17 protein-coding genes, 1 tRNA gene and 1 pseudogene are annotated in these 19,527 nt (G+C 70.5%); 5 read left to right on the forward strand and 14 right to left on the reverse strand.

Annotated elements, in window-relative coordinates; translation table 11 throughout:
• Positions 1–62 precede the first annotated feature (62 nt).
• Both sepX and IEY78_RS24655 read left to right on the forward strand, forming a co-directional pair.
• Entirely contained in the window at positions 63–1,106 is a 1,044-nt protein-coding gene (gene sepX, locus IEY78_RS24650; RefSeq protein WP_189101756.1) for a divisome protein SepX/GlpR, read from the forward strand.
• 75 nt (positions 1,107–1,181) lie between these two features.
• Positions 1,182–1,254, forward strand: a tRNA-Ala gene (locus IEY78_RS24655).
• A gap of 256 nt (positions 1,255–1,510) precedes the next feature.
• On the opposite strand, the gene IEY78_RS24660 is transcribed toward IEY78_RS24655, so the two are convergent.
• Both IEY78_RS24660 and IEY78_RS24665 read right to left on the reverse strand, forming a co-directional pair.
• A complete protein-coding gene (locus IEY78_RS24660; protein ID WP_189101758.1) occupies positions 1,511–3,187 on the reverse strand; it encodes a hypothetical protein in 1,677 nt (558 codons plus the stop codon).
• Between the two features lie 67 nt (positions 3,188–3,254).
• A complete protein-coding gene (locus IEY78_RS24665) occupies positions 3,255–4,181 on the reverse strand; it encodes a hypothetical protein (protein WP_189101760.1) in 927 nt (308 codons plus the stop codon).
• 44 nt (positions 4,182–4,225) lie between these two features.
• Between IEY78_RS24665 and eccCb the strand changes: the two are divergent.
• Positions 4,226–5,356, forward strand: a pseudogene (eccCb, locus tag IEY78_RS24670) (type VII secretion protein EccCb); the annotation flags it as partial.
• Between the two features lie 567 nt (positions 5,357–5,923).
• On the opposite strand, the gene IEY78_RS24675 reads toward eccCb, so the two are convergent.
• From IEY78_RS24675 to IEY78_RS24730, 12 genes are all read right to left on the reverse strand, one after another.
• Positions 5,924–6,778 carry a class I SAM-dependent methyltransferase gene (locus IEY78_RS24675; protein WP_189101762.1) on the reverse strand — a complete coding sequence of 285 codons (855 nt, stop codon included), beginning with the start codon at positions 6,776–6,778 and terminating at the stop codon, positions 5,924–5,926.
• Entirely contained in the window at positions 6,772–7,602 is an 831-nt protein-coding gene (locus IEY78_RS24680; protein ID WP_189101763.1) for an alpha/beta fold hydrolase, read from the reverse strand. Before IEY78_RS24680 ends, IEY78_RS24675 begins: the two co-directional genes overlap by 7 nt.
• Positions 7,599–8,237 (reverse strand): LysR substrate-binding domain-containing protein, encoded by a 639-nt coding sequence (locus IEY78_RS24685; protein WP_189101765.1) that lies wholly within the window; start codon positions 8,235–8,237, stop codon positions 7,599–7,601. The genes IEY78_RS24680 and IEY78_RS24685 overlap by 4 nt, the downstream gene beginning before the upstream one ends.
• Positions 8,230–8,973: a DUF6182 family protein gene (locus IEY78_RS24690; protein WP_189101767.1), complete on the reverse strand. Its 744-nt coding sequence runs from the start codon at positions 8,971–8,973 to the stop codon at positions 8,230–8,232. The genes IEY78_RS24685 and IEY78_RS24690 overlap by 8 nt, the downstream gene beginning before the upstream one ends.
• Positions 8,970–10,121, reverse strand: coding sequence for a hypothetical protein (locus IEY78_RS24695; RefSeq protein WP_189101769.1), 1,152 nt, complete (start codon positions 10,119–10,121; stop codon positions 8,970–8,972). The genes IEY78_RS24690 and IEY78_RS24695 overlap by 4 nt, the downstream gene beginning before the upstream one ends.
• Complete coding sequence (locus IEY78_RS24700; protein WP_189101771.1) at positions 10,118–11,563, reverse strand: FAD-dependent oxidoreductase; 1,446 nt, start codon at positions 11,561–11,563, stop codon at positions 10,118–10,120. The genes IEY78_RS24695 and IEY78_RS24700 overlap by 4 nt, the downstream gene beginning before the upstream one ends.
• 1 nt (position 11,564) lies before the next feature.
• A complete protein-coding gene (locus IEY78_RS24705; RefSeq protein ID WP_189101773.1) occupies positions 11,565–12,422 on the reverse strand; it encodes a class I SAM-dependent methyltransferase in 858 nt (285 codons plus the stop codon).
• Positions 12,423–12,530: 108 nt separating this feature from the next.
• On the reverse strand, positions 12,531–14,216 hold the full coding sequence (locus IEY78_RS24710; RefSeq protein WP_189101775.1) for a GH3 auxin-responsive promoter family protein: 1,686 nt from the start codon (positions 14,214–14,216) through the stop codon (positions 12,531–12,533).
• A complete protein-coding gene (locus IEY78_RS24715; RefSeq protein WP_189101777.1) occupies positions 14,203–14,871 on the reverse strand; it encodes a hypothetical protein in 669 nt (222 codons plus the stop codon). Before IEY78_RS24715 ends, IEY78_RS24710 begins: the two co-directional genes overlap by 14 nt.
• A 10-nt stretch (positions 14,872–14,881) precedes the next feature.
• Positions 14,882–16,375: a class I adenylate-forming enzyme family protein gene (locus IEY78_RS24720; protein WP_189101779.1), complete on the reverse strand. Its 1,494-nt coding sequence runs from the start codon at positions 16,373–16,375 to the stop codon at positions 14,882–14,884.
• Positions 16,372–17,262: a holo-ACP synthase gene (locus tag IEY78_RS24725; protein WP_229700154.1), complete on the reverse strand. Its 891-nt coding sequence runs from the start codon at positions 17,260–17,262 to the stop codon at positions 16,372–16,374. Before IEY78_RS24725 ends, IEY78_RS24720 begins: the two co-directional genes overlap by 4 nt.
• Positions 17,256–18,305 (reverse strand): ketoacyl-ACP synthase III family protein, encoded by a 1,050-nt coding sequence (locus IEY78_RS24730; protein WP_189101781.1) that lies wholly within the window; start codon positions 18,303–18,305, stop codon positions 17,256–17,258. The genes IEY78_RS24725 and IEY78_RS24730 overlap by 7 nt, the downstream gene beginning before the upstream one ends.
• A gap of 278 nt (positions 18,306–18,583) precedes the next feature.
• Here IEY78_RS24730 and IEY78_RS24735 point away from each other — a divergent pair, with 278 nt between their 5' ends.
• Complete coding sequence (locus IEY78_RS24735) at positions 18,584–19,012, forward strand: nuclear transport factor 2 family protein (protein WP_189101783.1); 429 nt, start codon at positions 18,584–18,586, stop codon at positions 19,010–19,012.
• A 9-nt stretch (positions 19,013–19,021) separates the two neighbouring features.
• Positions 19,022–19,504, forward strand: a complete 483-nt coding sequence (locus IEY78_RS24740) for an ester cyclase (RefSeq protein ID WP_189101785.1) — start codon at positions 19,022–19,024, stop codon at positions 19,502–19,504.
• The last annotated feature ends 23 nt before the right edge of the window (positions 19,505–19,527 follow it).

Genomic DNA, 19,527 nt, shown 5'->3' on the forward strand with positions numbered 1-19,527 from the left:
TCGTGCGACACACCGGCTCAATTGGCGGATGGCCCCCTGCAAACCCCTCTACCGTGTGAGGCGTGAGAAGCAGCGGCCTCATCTACGCAGTCATCGTCGGGGCCTGGGCTGCCTACTTGGTGCCGATGTGGCTCCGTAGGCAGGACGAGCTGAACGAGGCCCGTCCGACCGAGCGCTTCAGCACCGCCATCCGGCTGCTGTCCGGACGCGCGGCGATGCAGCGCCGCTACGACAAAGAGCGTGGTGGGTACCCGTCCGACGATGCGGGCGACGAAGTGGACCCGGACGCTCCGGCCGACGAGGCCGCCGCCCGGCCCTTCGGCGACCCCGCTCCGGCGGACGCCCCCGAGGCCCCGCGCACCCGGGTGCAGGCCGCCGCACCGCGCCCCTCCGCCGCCGAGCGGACCAAGCGCGCCAAGGTCCTCGCCCGCCGCCGGCGCACCACCACCCTCCTCTTCCTCGCCTTCACCGTCGGCGCCGTCGTCGCCGCGGTCGGCGGCATGCCCTTCCTCTGGGCCCCCGCCCTGCCCGCCCTGCTCCTGACCGCCTACATCGTCTATCTGCGCACCCAGGAGCGCCGCCGCTTCACCTTCACCATGGACCAGCGCAAGGCGGAGGCGGCAGCACAACGACTGCGGGAGGGCCGCCGACGCCCTCACCAGGCGGCCGACCAGCCGCCCACCGACGACCACCCGGCCGACGCCCGCGCTGACACCCCGGACGCCGCCCCGGAACCGCCCCGGCCCGCCACCCCTGTCCACACCGCCGGCCGCCGCGCCCTGGTGGAGGAGACCGACCACGCCGAGTGGGTCGACCAGCAGCGCGAACGCGAGCGCCCGCGCCCCGCCGCCGGCAGCTGGGAGCCCGTCCCGGTCCCCCTCCCCACCTACGTCACCGCCCCCGTCGCCCCGCGCGCCACCAGCCACGTCGACCTGGACGCCGAGGACGCCTGGAGCTCCGCCCGCTCCAGCGCCGCCCCCGACCACCCCCAGCCCGACACCCCCCACCAGGACCGCCCCACCCACCCCGGCCGCCGCACCCGCGGCCGCACCCCGCTCTTCGACCAGTACGAGGACGAGGACCGCCCGCGCGCGGCGAACGAGTGACGCCCCTCCGCTGACCAGCACCGGAAGCGATTTCCGAGCACCGCGACCGAGATGCTAGAGTTTCACTCGTCGCAAGGGCCTGTGGCGCAGCTGGTAGCGCACCTCGTTCGCAACGAGGGGGTCAGGGGTTCGAATCCCCTCAGGTCCACAGCGGGGCCGTTCGCGGGTTAGCCCCCGAACTGTTCACGAGATCCCGGTCAGACGGTCACCGTCTGACCGGGATCTCGGCGTTTGAGCTCCTGATTGTGTGAAAGTCAGCCTGCCGGGCCGCCGGGAAGCGCGGCGGTCCGCGTCGGAACGGACCGGGGGTCGGGATGCGGACATGCCGCGGGGACCGCAGGCGTGGAGGCAGGCTCCCGCGGTCTCGCGACGTGTCGATCTTCAATTGCCCGGAACGTGCCCGCTCAGGGGCTACGGCTCAGCGCTTGGGAGCGGTGAGGGACCGTCAAGCTGATCGTGGGGTAGGGCAGAAGGGCATCGTTCGGCTCGAGGTCGAGGCCGGTGATCGCGCTCTGCTTGCTCGCGGCCAGGTACTGCTCGAGTTCCATGATGTTGTGGACCATGACGGTGATGGCGGACAGGAGGGCTTGGGCGACACGGCCACGGGGCTGACGTCTCTCGCGGGCGTGCAGGGCGGAGTCGATGGACTTCAGCCGCCCGTTGCCACCTTCGATGTGAGCACGCAACGTCTGGTAGGCCAGGGCCCAGGAGGGCGTCTGCCAAGGCAGCTCCTGACGCGTGCGGGGCATGACGTGCGCTTGCACGGTGACGGAGGACTGGCGGCAACATTTGGGGCGCTCGCCGAGCGGAATGGTCGGCGGCTCCACGGTGGGCCGACTGGCGGGGTGCGCGGTGCGCTCCCTACGGGCATCGAGGTTGATGACGACCGGTACGGGCCCCGTCTTCGGCGGTGTGCCGCGACCCTCACGCTCCTGCGCCCAAGGGCAGTTGAGCTTGGTGCTGGGGCAGGCGAACCGCTCGGTGCCGCGATCGTTGAGTGTGTCCTTGCGGGTGAGCGCGTACGCCTCGATCTCCTGCAGCCGCTCTCGAAGCGGGATGCGTTCACGCTCGTTCTTTGCGCTGCGGATCTGCGAGTACAAGTCGAGCAAGCGGCGTGGCGTGAGGGGGCAGAAAAGTCGGCCGACTTTCGTGATTGCGCCCTGGTGATGGCCTTCCGCCTTGGCGGAGGTGACTTGGGGCTCAGTGAAGTCGAGCACCGGCATGTAGCCGAGGGCGCGCATCGGTCGGTGGAAGTTCTCGGGGAGGAGCTTGGTGTAAGCGCGGTCGGCCGCCGTGAAGCCACGGAGCTCGGTGAGCTGCGCCAGCACAGCGCTGACGTAGTGGGCGTGGCGGCCCATGTCCTTCTCGGGCGTGTGCAGCACCATGCCGAGGATCAGCTGGGGGTAGCGGCCGGCTCGGTCCGGGTCGGCGTGGGCCGCGATGGCGAGCGTGGCGCTGTAGCCGAACTCCCGGTCGCCGCCCCCCTTGTAATGCCAGTTGGCGCTCGCCTCCAGAGCCGAGCGCTTGCGTGTGTGGGGACGGGCCCAAGTTGGCGCGCAGGTGGTGTCGATCGCAGTGTCGCCGCGCCAGTGACGCATCAGACCTTTCGCGAAGGCGATGCGGGCCGGGGCGGTGACCAGCCGATTGGCGAGCTCTTCCAGACGGCGGAGCGCAGGCTGTCCGTGTTCACCGTTCCACTGAGAGGCCACTTTGCGACCTGCCGCCCTGGGCAGCCGACTGCGGCGCTGGTGCGGTGCAGCGTCCAGCAACCGGTTCATGCGGGTCCAGGCGCGGTGGAAGCGCTTGTAGAGCGCGTTGACCGCGTCCTGGTCCTCGATGTCGCAGGTCGGAATGGCGAGGTGGGCGCGCAGCCGCTCGCTGGTGCCGAACGTCATGATCTCGAAGGCGTCGTCGAGGTTGCTGCTGGTCCTTTCGTAGCTTGCGCAGACCAAACCGAGCAGCACCAGACGGACGGGGTAGCCGGGCGGGCCTGGCAGCCCGGCAAACTGTGCCTCGATCATTTCAACGACGCCGCTCTGATGGAGCGTGCGCCGAAGCTTCATGACCTTGCTGTCGGCCATCTCGGACGGCTCGTGTGAGCGCGGGTACGGGCGGCGGGGGCGGCCGTTGCCAGGTTGATAGCGGGGGTCATCGGCGGGAGTTCTCATGCCGAGCCGCGCAGCATGCGGGCGGTGGCCGCGGTGGTGAGCGGGGGACCGAGGCTCGGTAGGGGGCCAGGGCGGCGGTCGACTTCATCCCCGCCGCCCTGGCGATGACATCTTCTGGGACACGTTGACGCAGGAGCTCAACGATCCAAGTGCTGCGCAGCCGGGCCAGCTTCAGTTCGGGAAGCCCCGATGCACCCTTCAGCGTCCGCTTGGCCCAGTTGGACACACCGTTCTTCGGGTCGGCGACCTGTCGTTGGGGCAGGAACAGGTATCCGTCACCTGCGGCACACGCCCTTGCGGCGAGGGCCTCCTCCCACATCGCTCGGCAGACCACCAGCCGGTCGCTGCCTGGTACTGCGACGACCACCGCCTCCGACGGCAGCACGGTGATGTCGGTGCCGCGGGTGGCCAGTACCTCGCTACGTGCCAGTCCGCAGCCGGCGCCGAGGGCGAGCAGGGCCAGGGCGCTGCCGCCGAGTGTGGACGTAGGGGGCAGTGTGCGGGTCCACATCAGGTAGCGGGCGAGTTCAGGCGGGGTGTACGGGGCTGCGCGCTGGCGCTTGGCGCTCATTCGGGGTGTCGGCTGCTGGCCGTACTCCAACCACAGCAAAGCCTCGCGGATGCGCAGGAGGATGCTCCGGTACGTCTGGACGGAACTGCCTTCGAGTTTCGTCCGTGCGAGCAGGTAACGCGTCATCACCTCTGGCGCCAGCCAGGCCAGCGGGTCGCGGGCAATGCCGACGCGCTCGGCGTACACAGCCAGACCGGAGAGCGCCAGCATCACTTTCGGCACTGGATATGGGACGGAATCGCAGGTCGCGGCTGCCACCATGCGAACGCCATCGGCGACCAAGGGCCACTCGGATGGCTTTTCCAACGGCTGGTAGCCGAGGATCGCGCCGCTCATAGCCGTCTCCAAAGGAACGCACCACGAAAAGTGGTTGGGGCACCTTCAAACGGCAGCACGAGCAGCTGATTCCCGACATCGAGGCAATGGCCGTGCGCGGACTCGCCTTCGGTGTCCACCTCGTTCTTGCCGCCAGCCGCTACAACGAGATCCGACCCGCGCTCAAAGAGCAACTCGGCACCAGGCTGGAACTTCGGATGGCCGACCCCCTGGATTCCGAGCATGACCGGAAGCGCGCCCGCAACGTGCCCACAGCCCGTCCCGGTCACGGCCTTGCCCGGGGCGGCCTGCACTATGTGGCTGCGCTGCCCCATGCCGGCGGCGTCGACTCGGCGCTTGATCACTCCGGCGCCACATCGGACCCCGCCGGACTGGTCGCAGCCATCACGTCGAGCTGGTCGGGCCCGGTGTGCCCACCTGTGCGCATGCTCCCGGAGCGACTGCACGCCGATGCTCTTCCCAAAGCAAGTGAAACACCTGACTTGGGCTTCGCGGTGGGGTTGGACGAAGCGACCTATGCCCCCGCCTACATCAACTTCGATACCGACCCGCTCCTCGTCATTTATGGCGAAAGCGAGTCTGGGAAGAGCACCTTGCTTCGCCTGCTGGCCCGGCGTCTCGCTGAGAGACACGAGCCCCGTGAAGCGCTGGTGATGGTCGGGGATTACCGACGTGCTCTGCATGGGCAACTCCCTCAGGGCCATGTGCTGCACTACGCACCCGCTTCGGCGTCCCTTGAAGAGGGACTCAACCGACTCGTCCCGCTGCTACAAGCCCGGATGCCTACCGCCGACGTAACTGCCGAGCAGATGCGTGCCCAGAGCTGGTGGCACGGCCCTGAAGTCTTCGTCATGGTCGACGACTACGACCTCGTCGCGCTCCCTTCCGGCAACCCCCTCGAAGCGCTGACCGAATACCTTCCTTACGCCCGTGACATCGGCTTGCGTGTGATCGTCGCTCGTTCCACGGCCGGCGCGGCCCGCACATCTTTCGATCCGGTCACCCGGCGCCTCAAAGAACTCGGTGCAGTGGGCGTCATCCTGTCCGGGGACCCCGGTGAGGGGCCCCTCGTAGGCAGCACCAAGGCCGTTGCCATGCCGCCTGGGCGGGCTCAGCTCGTCACTTCCCGGCAGCACCCTCGCGTTATCCAGATCGGCTGGTGCGCCCTCGAATGATCCGCAGTCATGACCGCAGCCGGAGCTGTGAGGGGAACGTCGAATGCTTTTGTTGGAACCGAACCTCAGCGATGTTTGATGCGCGTACGGAATACGTGCTCCTCCCTCCGCGCCTGTGCCACGCCGTCCGGAAGAGAAGCCCACCGCCGACCAGCCACTGAGCCCAGTGGATAGCCAAGGTGGCGAAGCGGAGCGCCGCCAGGCGCACAGCAACTTGGGCGTATGACTCTGCCAATCCGACGGGGGAGCGCGGCAAACCCAATGCATGGAGGCTGAACCTGGGCACGGAAGGAGTGCTACACGCTCTTGGCTGTCGATCACGACGAGAGTGGCCAAGCGCCGGAATCGAGGACAGGGAGATGCATGGGACCACCTGCACCAGGTGGCTGAATAAGCAGCCACCTGGTGCATCCAAAAGGCGGAAGAGCTGAGATAACAGCGGCTTGCGCAGCAGGCGGGCGCCTGACCGAACAGGGGAAACCGGCTGGTGCGGGCGGGCAGCGTGAGGTGGCATTCGCCGGCACAGGCCGTCTCGGCTCCTCGTCGGTGGTTGGGGAACGGTCGCCGTCAGCGGTGGGCGGCGGGTACGGTGCCGACGGCCAGTACGTTGCCTTCGCTGATGTAGCCGTCGGGGTCGTTCAGCGGGTGGTCCGGCGCGGCGGGGTCGGTGAACCGTTGCCACTCCTTGCTCAGGCCGAGCGTCAGGGCCTGCCCGGCGAGCTGGGCACAGGCCGCGGCGTAGAAGTCCGTTGCGGCGGGGGTCAGGGGTGTGTGGTGCTCGATCAGGATGGTCTGCTGGCGCACCTCGGTGAGTCCGGCCTGCTTGAGGTGGCGGTACAGCTCCCGTGTGCGCAGCAGCTGGCGGGCGTAGCCCGGTGCGGCGCCTGCGGCGCGGAAGAAGTCGCTGAACAGGTAGGGGTCGGCGGGCCGTGCGGTGATCAGGTGAGCGTCGAGGTCCTTGACGGCCACGGTGCCGCCCGGGCGTACGACGCGGCTGAACTCGGCGAGTGCAGCAGCCAGTTCGTCGTCGTCGAGGTACTGGACGGTGTTGGAGCACCACACGCCGTCGAAGGAGTCGTCCGGGTAGGGCAGGTCGAGCAGGCTTGCCCTGCGCACCTCGACGGGACAGGGCAGCTGCCAGTCCTTGACTCGCCGCGCGGCGAGCGCGACATTCTCCTCCGCGAGGTCGACGGCGGTGACCCTGCCGCTCGCGCCGACGAGGGAGCCTAGCTGCGGCAGGAAGTCGCCGGAGCCGCAGCCCGCGTCGAGCACGTGCTGTCCCGGCCCGAGGCCGGACTGGTTGAGGAGGCTGAGGTAGGGACGCTCGCAGGCGCGGAAGTGGGTGTCGACGATGGCGTGGTGAGTGAAGCCAAGGCCGGTCGACGAGGTGTAGCCCCAGTCCTTGTGATCTTCGGTCAGCATGACGGGGCTCCGTTCCCGGTGCCGACGCCGGTGGGTGTCACGGGGCGGTCGTGGTTCGTGGCAGCGATCTCGTCGATGAGGTCGCGCAGGGCCGCGGTGACCGCTTCGGGGGCTTCCAGGGGCTGCAGGTGTCCGGCGTCCGCCACGGTGACGAGACGCGCGTGCGGCAGGGTGTCAGTGACGTGGCGGGACTCATCGGCGTCCACCAGTTCGTCCTCGGCTCCGGCGATCACCACGGCGGGCACCCGGGCGGCGCGCAGCACGTCGGTTGAGTCGGGGCGCGCCGCGATGGCCTGTTGGGCCCAGGCCAGGGCAGCCGGGTCGGCAGCGTGGGCGTCGGCCAGGACGCGGGCCAGGACCTCGGGGCTGCGCTGCCGGGTCGTGGCGCCGAGGAGCGCGGGTGTGGCGCGCTCCACGACGGCCCGCCCGGTCTGCTCGTCCTGGACAAGCTGGGCGAACTGCAGGCGCTGAGCAGCGGCTTCGGGGCTGTCGGTGGTGGCTCGCGCGGACAGCAGGGCGAGTCCCGCGACCCGGTCGGGAAAGCGCCTCAGGAACGCCATCGCCGCGTAGCCGCCCATGGACGATCCGGCCAGGACCGCCCGGTCGATGCCGTGCTCGTCGAGTGTGCGAGCTAGGTCATCGGCCACCACGTCGAGGGACGGCGGCGCGTCGCCGAGCGGGGTGGCGCCGAAGCCCCGCTGGTCGGGGGCGAGGACTGGGTGGCCAAAGGCGCGCAGGGTGCTCGCTTGGTCCTCCCACATCGTGGCGTGCAGTGACAGGGCGTGGAGCAGCACCACGGGTACGCGGGTCGCCGAGGCGCTCATCGGGCGGCCCCCGCTTCTGCCGCGGAGATGAACTCGCGTACGTGAACGGGGAGTTCACGTTCACGGCGCCAGGCCACGGTGACCGGGGCGGGCGGCAGGTCGTGGATGGGTACCACGCGGATGCGGGGCGGTGCGATGTCGGCAAGCGACAGGAGCGAGATGTGCACCGCCTCGCACTGGGACACCAGGCGCATCATCTCGGGGATGGCACTGACCAGATGGCTGCGGCGGATAGGGCGGCCCGCCGGGGTGCGTGGCGGTACGACCTCGTCCCACACGTAGCCGGGGAAGCTACCGGGCCGGGCGAAGGTGTCGTAGTCGGCGAGTTCCTCGATGGAGACCGACTCCCGGGCGGCGAGCGGATGGCCTGCGCCGACGACGACGGCTCGGGCGTCCTCGGTGAGTACCCGACTGGTGACCAAGTCGGGTTCCGTGAGCCCGAACTTGATCATCATCAGGTCCAGTTCGTCTGCGCGTACGCCGCGGAATGGGTCGGCGACGTCATACTCGCTCAGCCGCACGGCGGCCTCGTCCCATCCGGCGAGCCGGATGATGTGGGACGCCACGTCGGCGGAGCCGTGGTAGCCGAACCGGATGACCCGGGTGTCGGTGGCGTTCGGGGCCGGTTCAGGCAAGGAAGGCCTCCTCGGTCAGTCCGGCGGCGGCCTTCAGCCGGCCGGGGAGCTGGTGTTCGGTGACGACGCGCACGCTGGCCAGGTGCGCGGGCAACCCGGCCATGCGGGGCACCTGACGCAGGATCAGTCGGTCGCCGGGGGCGATGAGGCCGTCCAGGACCGCTTCGACGAGCACGTGGTTGACGTGCACGAGGGCCTCGGAGACGGTGCAGTCGACGGTGGCGACATACAGCTCGCGGTACACGCTGGGGCGGCTCCCGAGGCGGGGCTCACCGGGGATCTCGACGAGGGTGTCCGGGCGGGCCGGCAGGGCGGCTGGGCCGTCGAAGAGTTTCAGGAGCCGCCGCAGTCCGGCCGTCTCCGCAGCGGGTCCGGGCGCGGTCCACGCCGCTGAGAGGTCGGGGGCGAGGTGCACGAAGGCGAACCGGTCGCGCAGGTGCGCCGGGTTGCCCGCGAGGAACACGGTGCGGGTGAACGAGGCGCGCCAGGCGGCCACTCGCTCCGGCCCCACCCCCAGGGCGAACGCGCAGGTGTCGCGAGCCCATTGGGCGAGGTCGAGGCTGCGCAGCACCACGGCGGCCAGGGCGCTCGCGTCGGTGTCCTCGGCCGCGATGTCGCGCTGGGCCGCCAGGAGGCCGTCGTAGGTGTCCAGGTCGTGCCGGGCGGCGAGGTCGGGTCGTGCGGCCCGGATGCGTCCTGCGGCCTGTTTACGCAGGCCGTGCTGGATCAATGTCATGAGAACACCGTCGTCAGGAGGTCCGAGGCGGGTGCGGCGCGGCGCTTGCCGAGCAGGCCGGAGGTCAGCCGGTAGGGATCGATGTACAGGTGGTCCTTGCGGTGCTGGGCGAGGCGCTCCGCAAGCGGTCGCGGCGGCTTCTGCGGTGCCGACGCGAGGAGCTGCTCGGCCCGCTTGAGGCTCTGGTGCAGCAGGTCGGCGCGGAAGGACTGCTGTCGGCCCGGCCCGAGCATGGCGATGAAGTACAGCCGCATGCCCAGGCGGACGGCGGCCGCGTCGTGCTCGCCACACACGGTCCGCAGGAGCGCGCCGGCGTGCACGTCGCGCCAGCCGCCTTGGCGGGCCGAGCGGATCTTCCCGTCGATGGGCACCCTGCCGAGGCTCACCCGCCGCACGCTGGGGCCAAGTGCCGTGAGGACCCGTTCCAGCTGCTGGTAGTCGGGGGCGAGCTCACTGTCGTAGAGCAACACCACTTCGTCGAAGTCTACTGCGAGGGGCAAGAGTTCACGCAGCGCGCAGGCCAGGTAGTTGGGGCGGCCGTCGGCCGTGACCAGCTGCCGCAGCGGCAGCCCGAAGCGGGTGAGGTCCAGGTAGACGGGCCCGCCGACCGCGCGATGGTCCAGGCATATACCGAGGTCGGTGAGGCGGTCCAAGGCGGCGTCGAGGGTGAAACCGGGCGGCTGGTGAAGCAGCAGACCGGGGTCGTGCAGGCCGAGTGCGGCGTAGTGCTCGCTCCACAGCCTCAGGACGCGGGCGCTGGCGGGGTGCACCCAGCCGCGCTCGGCCGCTTCGGCGTAGGGCCGCAGGGCCTGGACCGGTGCGCGCTGCGCCGCGCGGAAGTCGACGTACAGCTCGCCGATGCGGTCCTCGGTGAGTTCGTCGTATCCGGTGTCACCGCGGGTGCGGTCGAGGAACTCCCAGAAGCCCAGGGTCTGTTCGGTGGGGTGGTAGGTGGTGTGGCTGTAGCGGTAGGTGACGTCGGCCAGGGACTGGGTGGCTCGGTACATCACGTCCGTCCACAGCAGCCCCTTGAGGTGGCTGGGGGTCAGCGGCTTGGACGGGGTGACGGTGATCGGCGCGAGCAGGACGCGGCGCCGGCCCGACGGCGTCGGGTGCGGCCTTGGCTGCTCCACGGAGAGGGCCGTCATACGAGAATCCCCTCGGCTGCCATGACCCTGCGGACGAGCTCGTCCCTGCCGGGTTCCTCGGGCCGTGCCGGGGCGGGCGGTCCTGCCTGCCGGACGCGGGCGAGGAACGTGTCGTCGCCGAACACATCCGCGGGCGTGCTGAGCGTCATAAGGATGCGGGTCAGTCCACGCCAGACGGTGCCGTCGCTGCGCGCCGCGGCCGCCACCTCGTCGAAGCCGGGCGGGCCGTCCTGCGTTCGGACCGGCGCGGGAGCGGGCGTGCCGTCGACGGCGGCCCGCCAGCGGGCGATGCGCAGCCGGTCGGACGCGGCGGACTGTTCGTACCAGGGCAGGAACAGTTGCTGCGTCATCCGTGCCACGGCCTTGCGCTGCGCGATGTCGACGTCCGGCCGCCCGGCGAGCAGGTCGGCGAGCCGGAAGGCGTGCTCCAGGGCGAGCGACATGCCGCGGCCGAACAGCGGATTGGTGATACAGGCCGCGTCGCCCACCGGGAACAGCCCCGCGACCGGGGACTGCTGGGTGCTCGCCGTGCCCCAAAAGGCGTTGGGCGGACTGGTGATCGCGCTGACGGGGGAGATCGGCGCGCTGACGCCGCCTTCCAGCCACGGGGCGAGGCCCGGGGTGGCGAGCGCCGCCGCGGTGAATCCCGCCCGGGTGCGCAGGCCGTGCAGCGCCCGGTCGCCGGGTAGGGTGGCCAGGGCAATGGAGAAGATGTCATTGTCGCCCGGGTGCAGGACCCCCGCGTAGTGGCTGAAGATGTCACCGACGGCGTTGCCGCGGTTGATCAGCCCCGGCAGGGTGCTGCTCTTGAGCCGGTAGAAGCGGGAGTAGCCGGTGAGCCCGGCCGGGCTGGTGCGGTCGGCGGCGAGCGGTATACCCGCGTTGCGCAGCCAGGTGTGCGACAGGGCGCGGCGCCCGGTGGCGTCCACCACGATGTCGGCGGGTATGCGCTCTCCGCCGCCGGTGGCAACGGCGCGCACCCGCTGTGCCGGCCGGTCGAGTTCGATGCCGTCGACGGTGGTGTCGTGCCGGATGGTGACGCCGGGCAGGTCGCTGACCGCTCGGTGGAGGATCAATTCCAGGCTGGAGCGGCGGCAGCCGAGTGCGACCAGTTCGTGGTCGCCGGGCTCGGGCGCGCGGTGGGTCGAGCTCGCGGGCAGGGCGTCGGTGAGGTCGAGGGTGGGGGCGCCCGCGACCCGTGCCGCGGCGAGCACCTGCGGGGCCCGCTCGCGCAGCACCTGTACGCCGAGTGAGGTCAGGGTGTGCGAGTGCAGCCCCTGCGGCACGGTCGGGCGCTTCCACCAGGAGGTCGCCTCGGCGATGGACCACTGGGGAGGCTTCGGCGCCCGTTCGAGGACCAGCACGCGGTAGCCGATGCCGGACAGCGCCATCGCGCTGGCGAGCCCGGCGACGCTGCCACCAGCGATCACTGCTGTTGGCACGTCAGTGCCGCCGTCCGTGGACGAAGAAGACGCGGCGTACGTCGCGTTCCTCGCGCGGCGGCACCGGGTCGGGCCAGCGCCCGAAGTCCGCGCCCTCTTCCCCTGGCTGGGTCGCCTGCACGGTGAAGCCGTGGCCGTTGAACAGGGCCTCCGGTTCATCCGTGCCAAACAGCCAGGGGCAGCCCCATCGCTCGAACACGTCGAGCAGGCCGTGCATATGGGGCAGGGCCAGGGCGGCGGCGTTAACGATGTCGGCGGCGATCCGGCTGCCGGGAGCGGAGATCGCGGCGACCCGCTCGAGGATGCGGTGGGTGTCGCGCTCGGGGATGTAGTAGAGCAGTCCCTCAAGCAGCCAGGTGGAGGGGACGCTGGGGTCGTACCCTGCGGCCTGCAGGTCGTCCTCCCAGGAGGGCGAGGTGAGGTCGACGGCGACCTTGCGGTGGTCGGCGCGCGGCTCGACGTCGCCGAGCCGCTCCTGCTTGTACGCGAGAACGGCCGGCCGGTCGACCTCGAACCAGCGCACGCGGCCGGGCCAGTCGAGCCGGTAGGCGCGCGAGTCCATGCCAGCGGGGGCGAGCACGATCTGGGTGGTCTCCGGGTCGGCTGCCGCCTGCTGCAGGTAGTCGTCGAAGAACCTGGTGCGGATGGCGTTGTAGTCGGGGGTGCTCGGCAGGGTCCGCTCGCGGCCGGGCGGGAAGGTGGCCGCGCGGACCTCAGCGAGCAGTTCGGGGCCGATGTCCCCGGCGAGCGCCGCAGCGTACGGGTCCTCGTACAGCCGATCCGGGCGCTTGGTCTCGGCAGCACGCAGTGCGGCGGTGAGCAGTGCGGTCCGTTCGACGGCGTCCAGTGATGCGGTCATTGCTGTCCTTACCTTCTTCTCTGTGCGTGAGGGGCCGAGCGTCGGCCCCTCACGTGCCCGTCTGCGGCGGGGTGTCCGCAGTACGGGGTCGGGGCGCTGTCGGCGCTCTCAGTCGCCAGCGGGTTCCGTGAGCCGGGCCCACAGCCGCGGGTCCTGCCGGAAGAGCCGGTCCTTGACCTGTGTGGGGCGGATGCCGGATGCGACCTGGTCCTGCCAGTCGCGCAGGAACGCCTCGGGGTGCAGCAGGCGCACCGACGGAGCGGCGAGCCGGTCCGCGGCGCGCGCCGTGCGGTAGTCGGCCGACTCGCGCTGCAGAGCCTGGTCGAGCCGGACGGTGAAGCGGGCGGACTCGTCCTGACTCCATGGCGTCGTCGCCGCCACCGCGAACTCGTAGGCCGCGGGCCGCTGCCGGTCCGTTGTCACCCGGCAGGCGGCGTTACGTAGTTCAAGGCCGGTGGCGACGAGTGCGCTCTGCAGAGCCCTGATGACCTGGGCGTCACGCAGCCGCTCCCCGGCATGGTCGGAGCGGTTGTTGCCCCGGCCGGCGTACTCGAGGCGGGGCACGCCGTCCTGGTGGTCGACGATCCGTACGACGTCACCGACCGCGTACCGGTAGAGCCCACCGACGTGGCTGAAGACGACGTGATAGTCGCGGCCCGGCTCCAACTCGTCGGGCCGCAGGGTGGCGGTGTCGGGCCCGAGGTCCTGATCGGCGTCGGCGAACTCGTGAACCGCGGCGGTGACGACGAGGCTGCCCGCCGAGCGGTGCCGGTCGAGGGCCACGCCCACCGGCCCTTCGGACGCGGCGACAGGGGCGGGCAGAGCGGTCACGCCGGCGCCGAACTCCTCGCGCAGGCGCGGGAGATACAGCGATGCGAGGCCCGTGGTCCAGCAGAACAGGGCGCGCATGTTCGGCCAGAGGTGAGCCGGGCGCACGGTGCCGTGGCGCTCGGCGAGCTGCTCCAGTTCGGCTGCGCGTGCGGGTTTCGGGGAGCCGTATGGCAGGCCGCCCAGGGTGCCGTCGCGTACCTCCTTGACGATGCGCGGCCACCACTGGCGTAGCTGATAGGGCAGGACCGCCACCATTGCGGGGTTGATCCCGATGACACAGCGCACATCGCTCTCCACCGCGAGGCGCAGCCGCAGATACATCTTCTCCAGGTGATCGTTGGCCGCGACCGGGACCGGGAGGGTCGCCCAGGGCGCACCGGTGCCGGGTTCCGCGGACAGCGGCTCGTCGAAGGCCGAGCCGAAGTCGACCTGGCTGGCGCCCACGTGGGGCCGCCCGGATGCGGTGGTGGGCGGGGCGGCGAGCGGGTCGTGCTTGAGGTTGAGCACGGCGCCCGGGTGGCTCAGGACATCAGGGAAGTGCTCGATCAGGGGTGCCCATGCGGCGTAGTAGAAGGGGAAGAAGGTGGTGCTCATGAAGCGGGGCGCCACCGGGATCTTCTTGTGTGCGCCGGTGCTGCCGCTGCTGGTGAAGAAGACGGTGGGCCGGTCGGCGGTCAGGACGTTGCGCTCGCCGCCTGCGGCGCGCTCGATCCAAGGCTCCAGGTCCGCGTAGGTCTGAATGGGCACGGCCTTGCGGAAATCGTCCAGAGTGCGGATGCGGTCGAAGCCGTGCTGCTTTCCGTATTCCGTACCGGAGTTGAAATCGAGCAGGTCGCGAAGGACGCGTTGCTGGTGGCCCGCGGCGTCGGCGAAGGACTCCCGCAGGCCCTGTCGTTCGGCGAACACGCGGGCGCGGTAGCGACGCAGCCGGTCGGGATCCGTCCAGGATTCAGCCGATCTCATGGGTGAGCACCTCTCGTATCGCTGCCACGCTGTCTTCCGGGCGGTCGTGTTCCTCGATCTCGGTCACGGGCAGGGACTGGATCTCGTCCCGCATGGTCTTGGCCAGGTCGGTCTGATAGCGGCGGAAGCCGTCCCACTCGGGCCGCGGGCCGTAGTACTCGAGCAGGTTGAGGTCGGCTCCCCGGCGGCTGCGCCGCCAGGTCGTCTCGGGTGGCACGTCGAGGTAGATCACCCGGCGCGGCTGGGGGAACGTGCGCCACCACGCGAACAGCGGGCTGTCCGGGGCCCCCGCGAGCCGGCACTTGGCCAGGAATTTGTAGTAGTAGGAGTCGACGACGACCGGCCGTCCCGAGCCGTCGTCGCGCAGCAGCTGGTCGCGCAGATGGACGACCGCGGTCTGCAGCAGCGTGGAGAAGAACTCCGGGGACCAGGTGTCCGGGTGGGGCGCGACGTCCTTTACGACGTCCCTGCGCAGCCGGCCGATCAGGGTGTGCTCGGGGGCGAGGTGGGCGTCGTCGACGGACAGTAGCCGCCACTGGGGCGCGGTCCGGCCGAGGTGGTCGAGCGCGGTCGACTTGCCCGCGTGGTCGGGGCCGAGCAGGACGCAGAAGGGCGGGTGTCCGGTGCTCGGCGCGGTGCGGTCGTGGGCGGTCATGGGAAGCGGCCTACCTCTCCGCCAGGGCCTTGAGGCGTGTGCGGTCGACCTTGCCGTTGCCGTTGAGCGGCAGTTCCGGCAGCAGCAGGCAGCGGCGCGGGACCTTGTACGGTTCGATCTGCTCCCGCAGCCGGTCGAGCACCTCCTCCTTGGTCAGGCCGGTGACGACGACGAGCACGGAGGTGCGGCCGTCCGCCGGGGGCAGTACGGCGGCGGCGGTGACGTCCGGGATGCGCAGGGCTGCGGCCTCCACCTCCGTGCAACTGACGCGGAATCCCCGTTCCTTGTAGAGGTCGTCGCGACGGCCGGAGAAGTAGAGGTAACCGTCCGCGTCGAGGTGGCCGTAGTCACCGGTGTGCAGTTCGGGGAAGAGTCCCTCGCGTCGCGGGAAGCGTTGGGCGGTGAGCTCCGGGCGGCGCCAGTAGCCGGCCATGACGTGTGGTCCGCGGATCACGATCTGCCCGACTTCGCCGGGAGGGAGTTCTGCGCCCGCGTCGTCGAGGATGACGATCTCCGTCCCGCGCAGTGGTCGGCCGCAGGAGACCGGCCGTTTCAGGTCGCCGTCCGGCTCCATGATCGTGGCGCGTTTGCACTCGGTCAGGCCATACATCACCTGGATGCGCAGCGAGGGCAGGTGCTCCCGCAGGTCGGCCATGGTGCGCGCGGGCAGATCGGCGCCGGTGTTCGTCAGCAGGCGCAGCTTGGGCAGGGGGGCGCCCGGCGCTCGTTTGGCCAGCCAGGCGAGGGTGCCGGACACGGAGGGGACGCCGGCCAGCACCGTGGCGCCGCTGCGCTGGAGGCTGCGCAGCAGTGGTGGGCCGGCCTCGGAAACCGTCGCCAGCCGCAGTGTCGCACCGCTGACGGTAGCCAGGAACAGCTGGTAGAGCCCGTAGTCGAAGGACAGTGGCAGCGGGCAGTGGACGATGTCGTCGGACCGCAGGTTCAGCTCGGCCTGGATGGCGTGGACGGCGTACAGCATCTGCTGATGCGTGCTGACCACGGCTTTGGGCAGCGAGGTGGTACCCGACGTGTAGATCAGGCAGGCCGGGTCGGTGGTGAGGCCCGGGTCGGGCAGGCCGTCGGGTGCCGCGCCGGACCGGAGCTCCGCCGTGCGCAGGCATGGCACCCCGCACTCCTGTGCCGTCCGCTCCGCCGCTTCGTCCTCGGTGATCAGGAGGGCGGGTTCGGCGTCGTCCAGGACGTGGGTGAGCGGCGCGCCGCATACGTCCTCGTGGATCACGCTGAAGACCGCGCCCAGACGGGAAGCGGCGTACACGATGGCAGCCACCGCATGGCGGTCCTCGGTGGAGACCAGGACCCGCTCGCCCCGCCGCACGCCGTGGCCGTGCAGGACGTGCGCGGCGGAGGTGCTGGCCGCGGCGAGTTCCCGGTAGGTGAGGGTGGTCTCCTGCCAGATGACGGCGGGCGCGTCGGGGTAGCTCCGGGCGGCGGCGTCGAGGATGTCGTGGAGGTGGACCGGTACCTGGGTCCGTGCCGGTGTCATGGCTTCTCCTTCTGGGACCGCGCCGCGCTCGGGGGGACAACGGTGGTCGCGGTTGCCCGGCAGACGAGCTGTGGTGCCGGGAGCAGACGGGCAGCGCTCTCCCGGTCGGTTCCGCCGGCGGCGATGACCCGGTGTGCCTCCAGGGCGACGACGCGGCGCAGCCGGGTCCGCCGGATCAGGCGTGCGGTCGCCTCCAGGTAGTCGCCCGGGTGGACGGGGGCCGTGAACCGTACGTCGGAGTACTCCGACAGCAGACCTTCGTCGCCGTCCGTCCGCACGGTGATCTCGGTGAGCAGATCACCGAACAGCTGCATGATCCGGGCGCCGTCGACCAGATCACCCCCGTAGTGGGCGTCGGGCTGAGCCAGGCGCACCCGCAGGAACGCGGTGACCGGAGCTTCTTCGGAAGACGTCCCGGCCGAGGGGACCCCGTGTGTCGTGGAATGTGGTGACATGCCCTGTTCCTCTTCCGGGCGTGGGACGGCCCGCTGGGTTGCCGGGTGTGGGGGTTGCGGGTGCTGGGTCGCCACGGCGGTTGCCACGACGAGTTCGTCCTTGTGCGCGATGGAGACCCTCATTTCATCGAGGCGGAGCCGGGCGGCGACTCGTGCGGCCGCGCCGGTCAGGTGGGCCGAGGGCGCCCCGTCCGCGGAGCGTCGTACGGTGACGTGGTGGGGACGTATCCCGGAGCCGAAGCCGACGCCCAGGGCCTTCACCACCGCTTCCTTGGCCGCGAACCGGCCGGCGAGGAATTCCCGCGCGCGGGTGGGGCCGCAGACCGCCGCGTGGTGTAGCTCTTCAGTGGCGAAGGCATAGCCCCTGAACCACGGGCGCCGCATGAGCCGGTCGAGTTCCCCGATCCGCAGCACATCGACGCCGGTCAGCACGGTGCCGCTCCGTCCCCGGCGCTGCCGCCCAGTACGGTGCAGGACCAGGTGAATCCGCCTCCGCCGGAGAGGAGCAGTGCCACCTCTCCGGCGGCGAGGAGCTGTTCGCTCTGCACCGCGGCGAGGTTGGCGAGGACGTCGCCGCTGCCCAGGTGGCCGGTGTGGGCGCCCAGCCGGTGGACGGTGGCATGCGGCAACTGCCGTTCCACGACGGGCAGATAGGTGCGTTCCAGGGTTGCCGGGCCGAGCCGAGGCAGCAGCACATGGCGAATGCGGCGATCCCCGTGAGCCAGGCCCGCCTCCGCGAGGGCGGCGACGAGGAGGTCGCTGATGGCAACCGGCGCCAGTTCGGCGAACCGGGCCATGCCACCCGCCGCGGCGAACGCCTTCTTGGTACGGCGGACATTGACGGGGCGGCTGTGCTCCATGGGCTCGCGGCTGAAGGCGTCGTCCCCGCGGTACATGCCTTCCATGGCGGGGGCGGCGCGGACGGACTGGGCGAGCAGCCGCAGGCCGCGGCCAGAGCGGGAGAGCACGGCGGCCGTGGCACCATCCCCGTAGGCGACGTGCGAGTCGCTGGTCCAGCGATCGAAGCCGGGTTGCTGGAAGCGGTCGGCGGTGGTCACCAAGGCCGCCTTGGCCGAGGGGTTGGCGCAGAGGTGCAGGGCAGCTTCGTGCAGGGCCATGGCGCCGCCGTGACACATCTGCGCGATGCCGACCGGTACGGCGTTGACGGCGCCCACCCTGTCGGCCACGTAGTGGGCCGGTGACCAGAAGTCGTGCCCCTGGTGGTAGGTCCAGCTGTGGAAAAGCAGGTCGATGTCCGGGGGCGCCACTCCGGCGTGCCGCAGGGCGCGCTGTCCGGCCAGTACGGCCATCTCGGGTGCCGCCTGGTCGGTGGCGACCGGCACCTCCATCACACCGGACTGTGCCTCTTCCACCGGGGCCAGTACGCCGTCGGCCACTTGAGACGCGGCGGACTGTCGGGTGGTGGGCAGCCAGCAGACGGCCGCATCGATCGTCACGTTCTCGCCGAACCGCATGAGTGGGCTCCTGTGCTCCGGTCGCTCCGCAGGTGGTGTCTTCGCCATTCGTGGATTGGCCGCATCACTTACGTCACTACAGACCCCGGCAGCCCGTCGGTGGATACACCCTTGGCCGAACGTTCCGGCGCGCGTGGCTGCTTTGCTCCGGGTCCGCCGTTTTCGACCTGCCACGGCTGTTTCTGGATGTATCCGCGTGGCCACCCGCCGGCTCTGTGTCAGAGCAAGCCGCCCACTGGGCTATTCGACCCATCGCAATCAAGTGGAAAGGACATCGCATGGCGCGCACAGCTGCCGAGGTGTGGGAGATCTGGCTGGAAATGTGGAACGAGGACCCGAGGGCTGCACTCAAGATTGTGAGCGACGACTTCCGAGTCCATGTGCCGTCCAAAGCAGCGGTCTTCGACACCTCCAGCATTCGTGACGGAGCGGCGCTGGCCGACTGGGTGGCCGGTTTTCGGTCCAAGTTCGGGAGCCTGCGCTACAAGACGGAATTCGGTCCGATACAGGACGGCGAACTGGCCGTCTGGCGCTGGTACGGAACCGCGGAATGCCTCGGCCGTACGGGATGGCCCTCCGACGTGGCCGGCGGGACCATCCACTGGGCCGGCGTGGACATCCTCCGGATCGTGGACGGTCAGGTTGTCGAGGCGTGGACGCAGGGTGTGGAGACCAACGAGGTGCCCCGCACCCGTATGCACGACTGAGGAGAAGTGGTGAACAAACTCGACGTCGCACGACCGCCGCAGGCGACTGCTGACCTCTGGGAGCAGTGGCTCGGCATCTGGAATGGCCACTACGACAACGCCTCGCAGATCGTCGCCGACGACGTGACGCTGCACCTACCGCGCTACGGAATGCCGGACCCCGCCAGCATCCCGGACCGTGCGCGGCTGATCGCCTGGATCGACGCTTTCCGGTCCTCGTACACGGACGTGAGTTTCCGCACCGTGCTGGGGCCGTTCACCGACGACGGCCATCTGATCGGCCGTTGGCGGTTCACGGGCCACTGGCGGTCGGGGCGGCCCGAGGGGACGACCGCCGCGCCCGGCACGCCCGTGGAGCAGCACGGCGTCGACATCCTGCGCCTCGACGCGGCGGGACGGATCGCCGAGTACTGGCTCTCCGACGATCTGCTGGACGTCTATGTGCAGCTCGGGGCACCGCTGCCGGCATTGCGGACGGCGCCGGCCGAGTGACCGCACAGGACCCGACGTGGAAG

This window comes from Streptomyces kronopolitis, assembly GCF_014646275.1.
GTDB lineage: Bacteria > Actinomycetota > Actinomycetes > Streptomycetales > Streptomycetaceae > Streptomyces > Streptomyces kronopolitis.